At 62.3% G+C, this 15817-nt stretch carries 14 protein-coding genes; 2 read left to right on the top strand and 12 right to left on the bottom strand.

Annotated features, from left to right (window positions below; genetic code table 11):
- Positions 1–70: 70 nt before the first annotated feature.
- From ABNU55_RS09085 to ABNU55_RS09055, 7 genes are all read right to left on the bottom strand, one after another.
- Positions 71–1246 carry a phage major capsid protein gene (locus ABNU55_RS09085; RefSeq protein ID WP_290752221.1) on the bottom strand — a complete coding sequence of 392 codons (1176 nt, stop codon included), beginning with the start codon at positions 1244–1246 and terminating at the stop codon, positions 71–73.
- Positions 1247–1258: 12 nt separating this feature from the next.
- Positions 1259–1669 (bottom strand): HK97 family phage prohead protease, encoded by a 411-nt coding sequence (locus tag ABNU55_RS09080; RefSeq protein ID WP_290752219.1) that lies wholly within the window; start codon positions 1667–1669, stop codon positions 1259–1261.
- Positions 1662–1889, bottom strand: coding sequence for a hypothetical protein (locus ABNU55_RS09075; protein ID WP_290752217.1), 228 nt, complete (start codon positions 1887–1889; stop codon positions 1662–1664). The genes ABNU55_RS09080 and ABNU55_RS09075 overlap by 8 nt, the downstream gene beginning before the upstream one ends.
- The gene (locus tag ABNU55_RS09070) at positions 1886–3001 is read right to left on the bottom strand and encodes a phage portal protein (RefSeq protein ID WP_290752214.1); all 1116 of its coding nucleotides are present in this window, start codon (positions 2999–3001) and stop codon (positions 1886–1888) included. Before ABNU55_RS09070 ends, ABNU55_RS09075 begins: the two co-directional genes overlap by 4 nt.
- A 167-nt stretch (positions 3002–3168) precedes the next feature.
- Positions 3169–4410: a terminase family protein gene (locus tag ABNU55_RS09065; protein ID WP_348764314.1), complete on the bottom strand. Its 1242-nt coding sequence runs from the start codon at positions 4408–4410 to the stop codon at positions 3169–3171.
- A gap of 66 nt (positions 4411–4476) precedes the next feature.
- Positions 4477–5499, bottom strand: a complete 1023-nt coding sequence (locus ABNU55_RS09060) for an NADP-dependent oxidoreductase (RefSeq protein ID WP_290754831.1) — start codon at positions 5497–5499, stop codon at positions 4477–4479.
- A 137-nt stretch (positions 5500–5636) separates the two neighbouring features.
- Complete coding sequence (locus tag ABNU55_RS09055; RefSeq protein WP_290754833.1) at positions 5637–6557, bottom strand: Hsp33 family molecular chaperone HslO; 921 nt, start codon at positions 6555–6557, stop codon at positions 5637–5639.
- A gap of 302 nt (positions 6558–6859) precedes the next feature.
- Between ABNU55_RS09055 and ABNU55_RS09050 the strand changes: the two genes are divergently transcribed.
- Positions 6860–8746: an EAL domain-containing protein gene (locus ABNU55_RS09050; protein ID WP_290754835.1), complete on the top strand. Its 1887-nt coding sequence runs from the start codon at positions 6860–6862 to the stop codon at positions 8744–8746.
- Between the two features lie 9 nt (positions 8747–8755).
- On the opposite strand, the gene ABNU55_RS09045 is transcribed toward ABNU55_RS09050, so the two are convergent.
- Positions 8756–9958 (bottom strand): serine hydrolase domain-containing protein, encoded by a 1203-nt coding sequence (locus ABNU55_RS09045; protein ID WP_290754836.1) that lies wholly within the window; start codon positions 9956–9958, stop codon positions 8756–8758.
- An 84-nt stretch (positions 9959–10042) separates the two neighbouring features.
- Positions 10043–10645 carry a VTT domain-containing protein gene (locus ABNU55_RS09040; RefSeq protein WP_290754837.1) on the bottom strand — a complete coding sequence of 201 codons (603 nt, stop codon included), beginning with the start codon at positions 10643–10645 and terminating at the stop codon, positions 10043–10045.
- A gap of 195 nt (positions 10646–10840) precedes the next feature.
- Between ABNU55_RS09040 and ABNU55_RS09035 the strand changes: the two genes are divergently transcribed.
- A complete protein-coding gene (locus ABNU55_RS09035) occupies positions 10841–12151 on the top strand; it encodes an MFS transporter (protein ID WP_290754838.1) in 1311 nt (436 codons plus the stop codon).
- On the opposite strand, the gene ABNU55_RS09030 is transcribed toward ABNU55_RS09035, so the two are convergent.
- The 3 genes from ABNU55_RS09030 to ABNU55_RS09020 form a co-directional block, all read right to left on the bottom strand.
- Positions 12148–13389, bottom strand: a complete 1242-nt coding sequence (locus ABNU55_RS09030; RefSeq protein ID WP_290754840.1) for an AI-2E family transporter — start codon at positions 13387–13389, stop codon at positions 12148–12150. The genes ABNU55_RS09035 and ABNU55_RS09030 overlap by 4 nt on opposite strands.
- Positions 13390–13483: 94 nt before the next feature.
- Positions 13484–14038 (bottom strand): RidA family protein, encoded by a 555-nt coding sequence (locus tag ABNU55_RS09025; protein ID WP_290756537.1) that lies wholly within the window; start codon positions 14036–14038, stop codon positions 13484–13486.
- Positions 14039–14048: 10 nt separating this feature from the next.
- Positions 14049–15620 carry an FAD-dependent oxidoreductase gene (locus tag ABNU55_RS09020; protein WP_290754239.1) on the bottom strand — a complete coding sequence of 524 codons (1572 nt, stop codon included), beginning with the start codon at positions 15618–15620 and terminating at the stop codon, positions 14049–14051.
- Positions 15621–15817: the final 197 nt, after the last annotated feature.

Here is a 15817-nt window from a genome sequence, read left to right as displayed (position 1 = left end):
ATGGGAGGTCGGGCGATGCCGGCCGGCGTCCCGCTCGTCTCGGGAACGCCAGCCTTGTCCTCAGCTTATCCTAGAAGACCATCGCCTTGATCGCGTCGAAGTTCTGGACGCCGCCGCCAACGCGCTTCGTCGTATAGAAAAGCACATAGGGTTTTGCCGAATAGGGATCGCGCAGCACCTGCGCACCCTGGCGGTCGACGATCAGATAGCCACGGCGAAAGTCACCGAAGGCAATCGCCGCGTTTCCCGTGCCGATATCCGGCATGTCTTCCAGCTCCGTGACCGGATAACCGAAGATCGTCTGGCCTTCGCCATTCACCCCCGGCCGCCAGAGATACCGCCCGTCACCATCCTTCAATTTACGGATGGATGCCACAGTCCGGCGATTCATGACAAAGCGTCCATTGCCCCTGAACTGGCTTTTCGGCGTCTGGATCAGGTCGATGATCTGGTCGCCTGCATCGCTTGCGGTAAAGTCGCCCGCGACGGATCCGATCTTGCCCCAGACATGGCTGGCCTCTGCGACGACATCATAGTCGAGAAAGCCGCGCGGCTTGCCATCTCCATCCCCGTCGACAAACGCCTTGCTCTCCTGGACAGAGAAGGCCGCCTCGACCTCATCGGCCAGCCATTCATCGACATCGGCATAGCTGTCATTAAGCAGGGTCTGCGTCGCTGCGGGCATCGCATAAAGCTCACCAGCCGGAAACTCCAGCAGGCTGAGACCTGCCGTCGTTGTCTCCGGGCGCACATCGGTCTCCCCCGCCCAGGCCGCGCCCACACCCAGGCTCACCGGCTTGCGGTAAACACCGGCCGTGGTCTGGCGAACGCTCGCAATCTGACGCATCGGCGATGCCTGCATCAGGCGCGCCTCGATCAGCCGGTCCAGCTCCGGCGGCGCGGTGTAACCACCTTGATCATCTGTCCCGGACGAAAGCGATTTCACATCAAGGTGCGAGAGCCCGCTCTCATCCCCGGTGCGCATATAACGGGCCCAGGCTTCGGAACGCTCGCCGCCCGTGGCGGCAGGGGCGCCCTCATCCGGGCGTGCGGCTTTCAGGCTGATCTCGTCGATCCGGCGATCGAGCTTTTTCAGCTTTGCATCGAGCAGCGCATCGGCGCTGCCTTTCGCTTCGATCTCAGCCAGACGCTCATCATTGGCCTGCTTATAGGCCTCAAATGCGGTCATCATATCCTGGGCCAGCGCCGCCTCATTGCTGCTCGCCATTTTTGTTTCCTTGGTCATGTCTCTCCTCTCTCAGGCCGCCCGTGCGGCCTTTCCAATCTGTCTGAACCGGGCCAGCGGCTGCATCGGCGCGGCCACCAGCGAAATCTCGACCAGCTCCACGCTGATAAGGTCGCGCCCACGGTCCGGGCGCGGCTTCCAGAGGCGGGCGCGAAAGCCGATGGACAGCCCGCACAGCCCGGCATTGGCCAGAGACCGCGCCTCATCATGATCAATCAGTCCACGGACGAACAGGCCGCGCCCATCCTCCAAAATCCGGGTCCACCTGCCCGAGACGGCGCCGCTTCTATGTTGAAGCAGCATGGGGACACCGCCCCGCCGCAGGCTCGTGGCAAAGGCGCCAGCCCGCACCACGTCGCCCGAAAGGTCCGCCACACCGAAAAGCGCCGCATACCCCTCGATCAGGACAGGGGCGCTACTCATCCTCCGCCTCCAGCCGCATCTCGATCCGGCCGAGCTGGGTCTCGATGGCCTCGAGATTGGCTTCCACACGGGCAAGCCGCTCGCCTATGGGCCGCGCGATCTCGGCGCGCTGTTCCAGGCTTGAAAGGCGCGCAGCCGCCGCCCCGGCCCAGACCAGCGCACCGCCGGTCTGGATTGCCAGCGCCAGCAAGAAACCGGCTGTCAGCTTACGTTCGATCATCGCTCGACCCCCGCCAGCGCACGTTTCTCTGCTGCGCTGAGGAAGCTTGCCGCATCCACGCGCGCCCAGAGCGCGTCGCGCTCTGCAGAGAAGGCCGGCACGTCGTCCAGCTCGGGCTTGACCGTCACCTCGTCGAACCGCCCAGACAGCCAGACGCCCAGCGCGTCGGCCACTTTCTGGACCAGCGGCAGGATGGTGAGACGCCAGAAAGCGAGGTTCGCCTCCTTATAGGTCGCATACGTATTATCTCCCGGAATACCCAGCAGCATGGGCGGCACGCCAAAGGCGAGCGCGATCTCCCGCGCAGCGGCATGGCGTGTGCCAGCAAAGTCCATCTCGGCTGGCGACAGCGACATCGGCTTCCAGTCGAGGCCGCCATCCAGCAGCAGCGGACGGCCCGCATTGAACTTGCCGGTATGCGCGCTTTCCAGCTCTTCCTTGAGGCGGTCGAACTGGGCGGGCGTCAGGCTCGCTCCGTCACCGCCATAGACCAGCGCGCCGGAGGGCCGGGCTGCATTCTCGATCAGCGCCTTGGCCCAGGCGGCCGCGCCATTGTGCAGGTCCAGCGCCTTTCGCGCCGCCGCCATGGGCGAAAACCCGAGGACCCCATCCGAGGGATGATAGAGTTTGAGATGGAGGACAGGGCTCCAGCCATCGGCCTCTCGGTGAATGACACGCTCGCCTCGCCGCTTGCGCACAGCCCATCCGATCAGCCCGCCTTCCCCATTCGTTTCAGGTCGCACCGTATCCGCGCGAAGGGCGAACAGGCCTTTGGGCGCGGTCTCCCCCGGCAGCGTCACCGCCTCGGCCCAGGCATTTCCCGCAATCTGCAAGTCGCCATAAAGCCGTTCCAGCAGAACCCTTCCCGCCGCCTCCGGTGCCGGACGCGACAGAAGGCCGGCGACACTTTCATCTGACGCCGAAAGCGGGATAGAGGCGGCCGCCTCGGCGATCATCCGTACACAGCGATAGGCAATCGCATTGCCGGCAAAGCCATCACGCATCAGGCTTCCCGCATCGGTCTGGCCCCAGCCGCTCCCCGGCAGATTGGCCAGCGCAATGAAGGAGGTATGCGCCGCGCGCGTCTCGACCGTCTGCCAGGGCCATTTCATCCGTGTCTCTCCTCTGGTCACCGGGCACCTGGCTCGCCTGCCCGCCCCGGCTTTTGCATCGTTGAGACATGTCTAGCCGGTGAGCCCTCCCGGTCGGACGAAACGGGTTTGAGCCAGACGTAACGGGCCTTTCGGACGGCACCGGCTCGCGCCGTCCTCAAATGATCTCAAAGCGGACGGATGCGCGGCTGCCGACCGACGGCACTTTCCAGCGTCGCAATCGCCCAGACGAGGGCATCCACGCGGTCCGGCGATCCCGAGGCCTGCGCGCCGCCAAACTCCAGCATCTGGTCTTCAAGGTCGGGAAAATGCCCGGCATGGGACACCCGGCCCCGCTCATAGAGGGCAAGAACCGGCGCGGCCCGCGCCGACTTTGAAAGCTGGGCATGGACAAGCTGTATCGGCAGCAGACTTCCCGTCGCGCGCAAGACGCTGCGCACCAGCTCACCGCCCTGATTGGCTTCGGCCACAATCCGGCTCGCGCCCACACGTTCGGCAAGGTCTACAGCTGCCTGCGCCCACACCACCGGCGAGCAGCCCTGAATGGTTGCATCCTCGATCAGCCAGAAATGCGCGCCCCCGCCAGGGGCATTTGCAGTCCCGGCCGCGACAAGGCCGCAGGCATCCGCATCGGCCCCGATACTGACCGGCGGATCGACCGCCACCACGACATCGGCAAAGGTATCCGGCAAGGCCCCCGCCCTTGCCGCTTCCAGCATGGCGCGGGTCCAGAAGACACCGTCCTCGACATCGATGAATTCGCCCTCCAGCTCCTGCCGGCCAAGCTGCGTGCCGCCAAGGCTCGCTTCGATATGGGCCAGGAAGACCGGCGAGAGGAAGCCGGCATTGTCCCGCGTCGAACTGCGCGTCACGCTGATGTCGGCATCGCTCATCAAACGGCGGATCAGGGGCGTGCGCCGCGGTGTTGTGGTAATCACCGAACGCGGACGCCGGCCGAGCCGGAGGCCAAGCTGCAGCATGTCCCATGTCGCAATGTCCTGACGCCAGGCCCCGGCTTCATCGCACCAGGCTGCATCGAATTGCGGACCGCGCAGGCTATCGGGGTCTTCAGCAGAAAAGGCCTGCGCCACCGCGCCATTCGGCCAGACGAGCCGGCGCCGTGACGCTTCATAGGCCGGCGGTTCTTCGCCGGGACGGCTGATCCGGCAGAGCCCGGAGACCCCGTCAATCATTGTCTCGCGCACATCGTGCAGGGTCGGCCCGATCAGCGCGATGGAGCCGCAGCCGCCAAATAGCGCAGAAACCCGCGTCCATTCCGCCCCGGCGCGCGTCTTGCCTGACCCGCGCCCGCCAAGCGCCAGCCAGCCGCGCCAGTCGCCAGGCGGCGGGCACTGGGCCTGCCTTGCGGTCAGGACAAATGCCAGCGGCCGCGTCTCGTCATTGCCCATGGGGCAGCTCTGTCTGTGTCATGCAGACAGCTACCTAGACGTTGGCCCTGGCCGGTCGGAGAGTGTTTAGCCCTCGGGCGTGGAGACCTCGACCACCAGCTTGCCGAGATTCTTGCCACTGAAGAGCCGCTCGAGCGAGCCCGGCGCCTTCTCAAGCCCTTCGACCACATCGGTCTCGAACTTGATCTTCCCTTCCATCAGCCAGCCGGCCATCGCCTGCATGCCTTCGGCAAAGCGCTCGATATAGTCGGTCACGATATAGCCCTTCAGCGTCACATGGCGCATCAGCAGCATGGAGAAATTGTACGGCCCCGGCACCGGCTCGGTCGCATTATAGGAGGAGATGAGCCCGCAGAGCGGCATGCGCGCAAAATCATTGAGGCGCATCAGGATCGTATCCATGATCTCACCGCCAACATTCTCGAAATTGATGTCGATCCCGTCCGGGCAATGGCGGTCCAGCGCCTCGCCGACGTCTTCCTTCTTGTAGTTGATCGCCGCATCGAAACCGGCGACCTCTGTCAGCCATTTGCACTTCTCGTCAGACCCCGCGATCCCGACCGCGCGGCAGCCCTGGATCTTGGCGATCTGGCCGACCATGGAGCCGACCGCCCCAGCTGCCGCCGAGACGACCACGGTCTCGCCGGCTTTCGGCTTGCCGATATCCATGAGACCGAAATAAGCCGTCATCCCCGTCATGCCGAGCGGGCCCATGAAGGCCGTCAGCGGCACGCCTGGAAGCTCTGGCAGCTTGTTGACCTCAGCGCCGGGTTTCACCTGATAGAGCGACCACTGGCCGAGCCCGGTATTGACGATATCGCCCGGCTCCAGCCCGTCGAACCGGCTTTCCTCGACCACGGAGATACCGCCGCCGCGCATCGGATCGCCGATCTGGACCGGCGGCATATACTGCTCACGGTCTGACATCCATATGCGGTTGGTGGGGTCGAGGGAGAGGTAGAGCGTGCGGATGCAGACTTCGCCGTCCTTGAGCTCGCGCACAGGCGTCTCGACCAGTTCAAGGTCGCCCTCGCTGACATCGCCAACCGGGCGTTTCTTCAGGATCCAGGTCTTGTTCGTTTTCGCCACGGTCAGGTCCTCCAGCTTATTGCACAGAAAGGACTGGCGGCTGCCAGTCCTCTTCCATCCCGTTGAAGCCTAACTCGCCCCGCCGGATCAATGCTGACCTCACGGGAAGCAGCGAGCACCGGAGAGCGTCGCGGCCGCTAGTTCGTGGATCCGGTCACGGCCTCGACCGGGATGTCGTAATGGCGCGCGCAGAACTGGCAGTCGACGCCCAGCGTGCCGTCTTCCTCGGCCATCTCATGAAGCGACTCGTCAGGCATCCCCGCCAGCGTATGGCGCAACCGCTCCTCATTGCAGGTGCAGCTGTCATCCAGCGGCTCTGGCGACTGCATACGCACCCCGCCCTCATGGAAAAGACGGAAGAGCAGGTCTTCGGCGGATATCTCTTCTGAACAGAGTTCATCGGGCTGCAGTGTCGCGAACAGCGCCTGCGCCTCACGCCAGCCTTCTTCAGTGTCGCCGCGCGAGTCGTCACCGGCGAGCTTCTGGATCATCATGCCGCCAGCATGCCAGTCACCGGCCGCGTCGCGCCTGACAGATAGCGCCAGACAGGTCTGCACCTGCTGGGACTGGCGGAAATAGTCCTCGGCGCATTCGGCCAGCGTGCCCTTGTTGAGCGGAACGATGCCCTGATAGGGCTGCACATGCTCAGTGTCCTGCACGATGATAAGGGCCAGCGCCCCCTGCGGTCCGAACAGTTGCGGCATGTGAGGCTTGGCGCCCTTGTTCACCTTCTCAAGATAGGCCCAGCGATCCGGCTCGAAGCGGGAATAGGCCCGCACGCCGCCATCGGTGCGGTATTCGCCGACCAGCATCGAGACAGGCCCATCGCCCTCGGCCTGCGCCATGATCCGGCCCTGGAACTTCATGGCCGATCCGACCAGCGTGGACAGGAGCACGGCCTCGCCAAGTATCTCGCCCAGATGGTCAGGATAGGCATGACGGTGCAGGATCGGCGACAGGGAACGCGGCCCCATACGCGCAATCCGTCCTGTGATCGGCAGCGTGTCTGACGTGAAAGCGGCGACGAAATCGTCTGGGTTGGATGACAGTGAAGTCACGGCGGCGTCCCTCCGGGTCCGGGCATCTGATGCGCCACCATGTGGCGGCCTCCCCCTCCCCAGACAAGCACCGGCTTGCACACGCGGTCCTTCAGGATCGACACAACTCATTAGCGAATTAGATGAAATATCACTCTTTCTAGAAAAGCGAGTTTAAACAAGCTCAAATATGCCCGAACCTCGGTAGATCAGAAAGGTTCACCCCAGTGCTGTCAAGAATACGCGACTTCATGAGAATTGACGCGGCTGACACAGAGGTAAATCGCGCGCGCCTTGAGGTCCTCAGCAGGCACGTTCCGTTGATGTATGGCCTTCTCATCATCAACCTGATCGTTCTGTCCGTCTCCCAGCTGAGCTCTCCGGCGCCTTCATACATGACCATCTATCTGCCGGTTGTTGCAGTTATTTTCATGGTCACCCGGATATGGTCCTTCTCGAAGCTCAGGATTGACCGTCTATCCGACGCCCAGGTCGTGAGGAAACTCCGCCAGACCGTCGCTCTCGTGGTGCCGGTGAGTGCCATACTGGGTGTATGGGGCATGCTCTTCCTGCCTTATGGCGATGCTGGCCAGAACGCGCAGGCAATTGTTTTCAATGCGGTGTCCGTAACGGCCTGCGCCTTCTGCCTTGCGCATCTGCGCCAGGCCTCATTTGCAACGCTCGCGACCGTCACGCCGCTGACCTGCGGCCTGCTGATGCTGGAAGCCCAGCTCTCCTATTGGGGCATCGCCCTGAATTTCGCGCTCGTTGCGATTCTCCTGGGGATCATCCTCAACGGAATGGAACGTGATTTTGTCCGGATGATAAGACAGAAGGTCGACCAGCGTGCCCAGCACCAGAGGCTGCAAGGCCTCTATGAGGAAAATATGCGTCTGGCGAATACGGATGATCTCACCGGCCTTCCCAACCGTCGCAAATATCTTTCGGATATCGAGGACCTCGCCAATCGTTCCCGTAAACGAAGCAGCAGCTTCGTTATCGCCCTCCTTGATCTCGACGGCTTCAAGGCCATCAATGACGTGTTCGGCCACCAGGCCGGTGACGCCGTCCTGGTGGAAACAAGCCGGCGCCTGAAAAAGGTATTCGAGCACGAGGAGGTCTCGATTGCCCGGCTTTCCGTCGACGAGTTTGGCTTGATCATCCGCTCTCCAGTTGACGATGAGTCCGTGATGGCCCTTGCGGGCATGGCCTGTGAGGCACTGCGCGAGACCTTTCGCTTCGACGAAGGCACAGCCAACCTCTCGGCGACCATCGGCCTTGCCCGCTATCCAGATACGGCGGAAACCTGCGGCGATCTTTTCGACCGGGCTGACTATGCGCTTTACTATGCCAAGGAACATCAGAAGTCAGAGCCGGTCTTCTTCTCCCACGAACACGAAAAGCTCGTCTTCGCCCACAGCGCCATGGAGCAGGCGCTGCGCCATGCCGACCTTGAGCAGGAAATGTCTGTCGAATTCCAGCCCGTTCTGGACCTGGAGGCCGGACACTCCTGCGGGCTTGAAGCGCTGGCGCGCTGGTACTCACCGACGCTCGGCCATGTCCGCCCGGACCGCTTCATCAAGATTGCGGAAATTACCGGCATCATCGGTCATCTCAGCGAGGTCCTGTTCCGCAAGGCCGTCTGCGAAGCACGCCACTGGCCCGAACACCTTACGCTCAGCTTCAACCTCTCAGCGATCAGCCTGAACATGCCTGGGGCGGTCTCGCGGCTGCTCTCGATTGCAGAGCAGCAGGAATTCCCCGTGTCACGCCTTGTCTTCGAGATAACGGAGTCCGCGGTGCTGAAGGATTTCGACAGCGCGCTCGAAGTGCTTGAGGAAATCAAGGCAGCCGGCGCGCGGATCGCAATCGACGATTTCGGCACTGGCTTTTCCAGTCTCGCCTATGTCCACCGCCTTCCCATCGATGCGCTCAAGGTCGACCGCAGCTTCGTGCGCGACCTTCCCCGCAATGAAAAGAGCGCAAATGTCCTGCGCTCCATTCTGAATCTGTGTGAGAATATGGGCCTCGACTGTATTGTCGAAGGCGTGGAGACACAGGAACAGTTCGACCTGATCTGCGACCTCGGCGCAGGTCAGATCCAGGGCTATTATTACAGCAAGCCGCTCTCTGCAGGTGACGCCCATATGGTGCTGCAGATCGAATTCGGTATGGAAAGCTCGGCCATGTTCCAGCGCGAAGCCGGCTAGACGACCCCGCTAGCGTACCCATGCTCCCGGCGCATTCGTGCGATAGCCAAGTCCCTTATAGGCCGCATCGATCAGCGACTGGCCCCGCTCGTTCATGAACATGCCAAGGCCCATCTGCGACATGGTATAGCTAAAGGCCATCCCGCATTCCGGGTCGGCAAATCCGATCTGCCCGCCAGCGCCGACATGGCCGAATGCGTCCTTGCCCATGAGGACGGACTGCGCCTGTGCTCCCGGCTGGCCGCGATTGTCCATGGACTTCATGAAGCCTGCCGCGAACCGGGTGGGCACCAGCAGGGTGGCATCGCGCTGGGTCGCAGTTGCCACCATCGACATGGCCTCGACCCGGTCTCTGGAAACGATAGAGCCGTCATTGACAGCAAGCGGCGTATACATCGCCACCTGACCCCGGGCATTCGAGATACCGCCAGCCGCACCAATCTCTGCCCGGTGCGCATCCTCGTCATTGGCGCCCCAGCCGCCATTATTCGCGAAGCCCAGCGCCTGAATGGAATTTGGATCGCTGACAAGCATGCGCGCAAAGTCTGAGACAGGATCTCCCTTCTGCGGGGTGTACGGCAGGATGTCGGCAATGTGCGGTTCCACCCCATCCGGCAGGCCGATCCAGAAGCTCGCCCCCGTTGGCCCGGCCACTTCATCGGCGAAGAACTGTCCCAGCGATTTGCCAGACACCCGGCGGACCAGCTCGCCAACCGTCCAGCCGAAATTGAGCATGTGATAGCCATTGCGTGTGCCAGGCTCCCACCAGGCAGGCTCGTCCTCCATCCGCTTGACCATATAGTCCCAGTCCAGAAAGCCCTTTTCCTTGACCGGCTCACGCAGCGCAGGAATGCCGCTTTCATGGTTCAGCATCATCTGCACAGTCGTCTTTTCCTTGCCGGCCTTGGCAAACTCCGGCCAGTATTTCGAGACGGGCGCCTGCAGCTCCAGCTCGCCCCGGTCGACAAGGATATGGGCGCAAATCGCCGTCGCCGCCTTGGTGCAGGAAAAGACAATCCCCACCGTCTCCTCGCGCCAGGCCTCACCCGTCTTGACATCGGCCACCCCGCCCCAGAGGTCGACCAGCGTTTCCCCGCCGAGACTGAGGCAGACCGAAGCCCCCTTCTCTCCCCGCTCGGCGAAATTGCGCTCGAACTCGTCGCGAAGCTCTGAGAACCTGGGATCGCAATGTCCCTGAACCTGTCCTGCCATGACCGTATCACTCCTTGCGCGGTTGCAGCCGATAGAAAACGAGGCCGGGGAGGATATCAAGCGCAGAGACGACCGGACGCCGCGTCAGGCAAAGAAGACGAGATAGGTCGCAAAGCCGGCGAAGATGAGCAGGCCACCGATCAGGATTTCCACGTCATATTTGCGCAGGACATCCTCAGCGCGCTGGCCAACCAGCATGACGAGGAAGGCGATCACCAGGAAACGGATGGACCGCGACGCGGCGACGGCAATGACGAAAAGTGCAACGGAGAACCCTGCTGCACCGGCCGCCGCGACCCCGACCTGAAACGGAAAGGGCGTGACCCCGATCATGAAGAGCGTTGTAAAGCCCTCCTCTTTCAGCTTCCGCACGGTCTCATCATAGCTCTGCTGGGCGTCGAACATGGAGATGAGCGGCTGGATGACATCATCGGCCAGGAGCGCGCCCAGCCAGTAGATCAGAAGCCCCCCCAGAACATTGCCAAGCAATAGTGCCAGGGCGACAAGCCAGGCCTGTTTGCGCTTCATCACCATCATCGGAATGAAGACCGGCTCCATCGGCACGACGACAAAACTGCCCTCCAGAAAACCGACGAGAACCGAAATTGGATAGAAGAGAGGGCCCTTCGCCATGGCCTTGATGCGGCCCCGGAAGGATTGCGGCTTCGTCTCTGTCGTATCCGTCATGTCCTGTAAACGGACCACGCAAAGACGACGTTCCGCACCACTCGTCCTCAAGTGAGTCTTTTTGCGAAATATATCAGAGGGCGCCCGGGAAGCTCTCCCGCTGGGGCACCTCTTTACCTCGCCTTCCGTCCCGGCATTGACGCCCCTCCGGCGTACGCTATCTGCGCTCAGGATAAGGGGAGAAGGGGGAGCGCAATGGCCGATACGACGCTCGATAAAGTCTATCGAATGCTGACATCAGACGATGAAGGACGTGTCTGCCGCGACATTCCCGAAAGCGCCTGCAACGACCAGCCCAAGAATTTCCTCACCCACATCGTTTCACTCGGCGCGACCAAAACGGCTGACGGGCTGATCGATCCCAAGCTCGTCCTCTCCTGGCTGCTCACCCAGCTTGGCGCTCCGGCGGTCTTCATCGGCCTGCTCGTCCCGGTAAGGGAATCGGGCGCCCTCCTGCCCCAGCTTCTGACCGCCGCCAGCCTCCGGCGGCTTTCAAAGCGCAAATGGGCCTGGTGTGCTGGCAGCGCCATCCAGGGCCTCAGCGCCGCAGCAATCGCGCTCGCCGCCCTGTTTCTTGAGGGCGCGGCAGCAGGCTTTGCCATTGTTCTTGCCCTTGGCGTCCTCGCACTTGCCCGCAGCGTCTGCTCGGTCACCTATAAGGATGTCCTCGGCAAGACCGTCTCCAAGGCGCGCCGCGGCACTGCCACCGGCACGGCAAGTTCGACGGCGGCCCTCTTCGTCATCTTTTTCGGCACCATTCTTACAACGGGTGAGCTGGAGCGGATGCCCGTGGTCATCGCCGGCCTGTTCGTCGCGGCCGGCCTGTGGCTGATCGCATCGGTACTCTTCTCCACGCTGCAGGAAGAAGCCGGCGCTACAGAAGGCGGCGCAAATCCCCTTGCCGCCGCCAGGGAAAATTTCGGCCTGCTGGCAAGGGACGCGCAGCTTCGCCGTTTTATCGCGACGCGCGGCCTGCTCATCTCTACGGCGCTCGCCCCGCCTTTCATGGTGGCTCTGGGCACGAGCGAAGAGGCAGGAAACGCCTTCGGGGGGCTCGGCCTTCTTGTGATTGCGTCCGCAGGCGCCGCCCTTTTCAGCTCCTATATCTGGGGCCGGCTTGCCGACCGGTCGAGCCGGAAGGTCCTGATCTTTTCCGCCATCGCCGCCACGCTCGCCCTTGTGGCGACTCTTGTCCTCAACGCGCTTGGCCTGCTTGAGGCGGTCTGGGCGCTGCCTGCCATGATTTTTGCGTTGATGCTGGCCTATCAGGGGGTCCGGCTCGGGCGCTCCACCCACCTTGTCGATATGGCAACGCGGGACACGAGAGCCGCCTACACCGCGCTTTCGAACACGATCATCGGCATCCTGCTCGCTTTGGGCGGGGTCTTCAGCCTGCTGGCAGAGTTCACAGGCGTTGCCATTGTCATCGCCGTCCTTGCTGTCATGAGCGGCCTTGCGGTGTTTGCCGCGCTTGGCCTGGACGAGGTCCAGGCAGAAACGGACTAGCTGATCGAAGGCGCCAGCTTGTCCTCTTCATCCTCATCGGCCATTTCTTCGGTCCCGGCCGCGGGGCCTTCTGCAAGCTCCTCCTCGGGGATCGCGTCCGGCGCGTCGCAGGCATCTGTGCCATCGTCATCCAGCACATCATGGACAATCGCATTATCGTTCGGGTCGCATTCGGTGCGCCCCTGAAGAAAAGTATCCAGCCATGACAGTTCACTCGTGCGCTCGGTAAAGGCTTTCAGCGCGATCAGCATCGGCGTCGACAGGAACATCCCAACGAAGGACCAGAGCCAGGCCCAGAAGGCGAGCGACAGAAACACCGCTACCGCATTGAGTTTCAGCCGCCGGCCAACCGCCACAGGCGTCAGGAACTGACCTTCAGCCGTGTTGATCAGCCAGTAGACGAAGGGCGGCGCGAGGGTCATCAGCAGGCTGTCGAAGGTGACCAGCGCCATCACGAAGGCAAAGCCGATGCCCGCCAGGGAGCCGACATAGGGAATGAAGTTTAGCGCAAACGCGATAACACCGAAAAAGACCGGGTCGGGCATACCAAGTGCCCACATGGAGACCCCGATTACGACGCCCAGAAACAGGTTGATGACGAAGATTGTCAGAAAATAGGTCGAGAGCTGGTTTTCGACCTCGCGGGCAATGCCAACCGACGTCTTCTTGCGTGACACGGTGGGCATCACGCGCACCAGCTTTTCATAGAACATGTCGCCCGAACCGATCAGGAAAGTCGCCAGCACAATGGCGAGCGCGGCCTGGCCCAGTACATAAGGCGTGGTCTCCGCCCAGAGGCTGAAAATACCCTCTTCGCGCACCACGACCCGTTCAGGGCCCTGATTGCTGCCCTGCATTTCCTCGATTTTCTTGCCGGCCTCGCGGACCGGCTCAAGAACGCCGGAAATCTCCTGCAGGCGCGCCTGGATCCGGTTCATGATCTGCGGCTCATCGCTGAGGATGGTCGCGAGCGAGTTGGAGATGACATACAGCGTCGTGAAGGCGGCGAGGCAGAAGACCGTCATGATAATGGCTGCGGCAAAAGCCGGGCCGATACCTGCGCGCCCCAGAAACCGCCGGACCGGGCTGAAGATCAGCGCCAGAAAAATCGCGAAGACAACGGGAATGAAGAAGGCCTGCGCAAAGGACAGGGCACTGATCGATGCCAAAATGAAAAGGCCGATAATCGCCCAATGCGTGGCGGGCTCGACCTTTCCTGAAAGAATTCCGCTTTTCAATTCGCCCTACCCGTTTTGCCCACGGCCCGATATGGCGCCGCAACCTGATCGGGTAACGAGCGATCGGCGGGACCGTTCCCGCCCCTCGCTGAGACTAGTCGGCCGGACGCGCCGCCTGCGCCTCGATCTCCACCCGCCAGCCTGGACGGATAAGGCCGGCCACCTGAGCCACGGCCCGCGCCGGCTTGTTGGGCTGCTCCGGCGTGCCGAAGAATTGTGAATAGCCTTCCATGAAGCCCGCAAAATCGAGCCGGCCATCGGTCGCCTCATCGCCCACCAGATAGACACGCATCATGACGATATCGCCCAGCGACCAGCCCGCATCCTCCATCCGCGCCCGCATCTCTTCCAGCACCGTTTCGGTCTGGCGTTTGGTATCGCCATAGGCTTCGCGGCTATTGGGGTCTGCCTCCGGATCGACCACTTGCGGCACGATCCCGCTCACATAGAGGGTCTCGACATTGCCGGACGTCTCGACCGCCATGGAGATTGGAAAATCCGATCCCGGTATGGCGATCCGGTTGATCGAACCGGCCCCCCCGCTGCTGGCTTCGCCGCCGCCTGTGTCCGAGGCCGGCGCGTTGCAGGCGGCAAGCAGGCCGCCTGCCAGAGCGATGATAGCAAGATCGGTTGTGATGCGTCGTTTCATGGGAAGTCCTTTAATTGGCGCGCGTGCGGTCATGGATTTGCGCAACAGCATAGTGGGATGATCTTATCGCCGCTTCCATCCAGGCCCCGATGGGGCTCAGATGCTGGCCAGCAAAAACGATGGGCCCGTCCCCCTCAAGGACAGCGTCCACCGCCGAGGCAGATGGGTGGTCGTTTTCACTTTCACTGGCCCATGCCCCCATCGAATAGGGAACATGCATCCAGTTGATACCGACAGGATGGCGCAACTGTACGGCCTTGCCAGGATGGATCTGGTCGACCGACGCGCGCGATGTCGAGAATTGCTTGTCCCAGCTCATCGCGGCAAACCGCTCTGCCTGATCGGCAAAGTTATAGGTGCCGATCAGGACGCCATCGCGCGCCTGGAAATCATTGCTCGGATACCAGGCCATGTTGGAATCGGTGTCGACGAAGGAGATCCCGCCATAAATATGTTCCTCATTCTCCCAGAAGCGGCGTGACTCCCAGGCCACCTTGCCGGCTGAGGCGTATTTGAAGGCGTTGACCCCTGCCTTCACCGGGGCGGAAAGCCCCGTATCGAGCTTCTGCAGAACCGAGAATGGCAGGGTACAGATACAGTAATCGGCTTCGATTGATCCGGCCGTACCATCCTTGTTGTCATAGAGCACACGCACACCCTGCTCAGTGCGCCCAAGATAGCTGACCCGAACCCCATACATGATTTCGCGCCGCAGCTTGGCGGCAAAGGCGTAGGGAATGGCGTCCATGCCGCCTACCGGCTGCATCATCGTCGCCTGCTGCAGCAGCCCTTCGCTGAAGACGAGGTTTCTGGCAATGGACCCGTCAGCGATGAGCTCTTTCATCGGAATCGCCTCGCGCGGTTTCGAGCCCGCATTGAGAACGGTCGGCTCCAGCTGATAGCCGCTCCGGTCGCTGCCTTCATAGACCTTGCCTTCGCCCAGCGCGCCATAGACCGACAGGAAATCGAGAAGCCGCGTCTTGTCATCCGCCGTCAGTTCAGCGTCGAGCGCCCCGCGATTGGTGGCCTTGGAGAGCAGCTCGCTCACCCCGCCGCGGATATCGTTGACCACCCGCCGGTGATCGATGGGCTGGCCGTTACGCAGCTTCGCATTGACGAATTTCGACGCCCCGCTTTCATTGACATGCGTCTCCAGCTTCACACCGAGATACCGGCAATAGTCGAGCACACTTGTATGGACAGACGGGATCCGCGCAGCGCCGGCGTTGAAATACTGCCCGGCCCCGAACTGGCAGCGTTGCGGCGGCAGATGGTCATGCTCGAGCACGCTGCCGCCCCGCACCGTCCAGACGCGCCCGCCGGGCCGCTGACGCGCCTCCAGCACCGTTACCGTATAGCCCGCCTTCTTGAGCTCATGGGCCGCCACAAGCCCTGAAATCCCGGCACCGAGGATAACCACGCGGCGGCCGGCGCCCAGCATGTTGCCCACCTCCGGCGGCCCGGCATATGGCCCGGCTTCGGCGACAAGCCCCAGCGCCTCCATCGCAGTATAGGCCCCGGCAACCCCCATCACCCGGGAGAAATTCCAGATAAAGTCACGTCTCGATTGTGGTCTAGTCATCAGGGCCCTCTCTACCGGCCCGAAACCAGCATGACGGCGAACCGCAAGGCCAGCACTGGAAAGAGAGAGCCGAAGTTTTTTTGAAGGTGTGACCGGATTTTTGGCACAGCTGACCGGCTGGCTGGCCACCTGGCCCAATCGGGCGCTTTTAAAACCCGTGAGGTTTCGATACCTGACACAGGACCGCCCTGCTCCAC

Source organism: uncultured Henriciella sp. (assembly GCF_964005855.1).
In the GTDB taxonomy this organism is placed as follows: domain Bacteria; phylum Pseudomonadota; class Alphaproteobacteria; order Caulobacterales; family Hyphomonadaceae; genus Henriciella.
The sequence above is the reverse complement of the archived record's forward strand: the minus strand, read 5'-3'. Positions and strand labels throughout refer to the sequence as shown.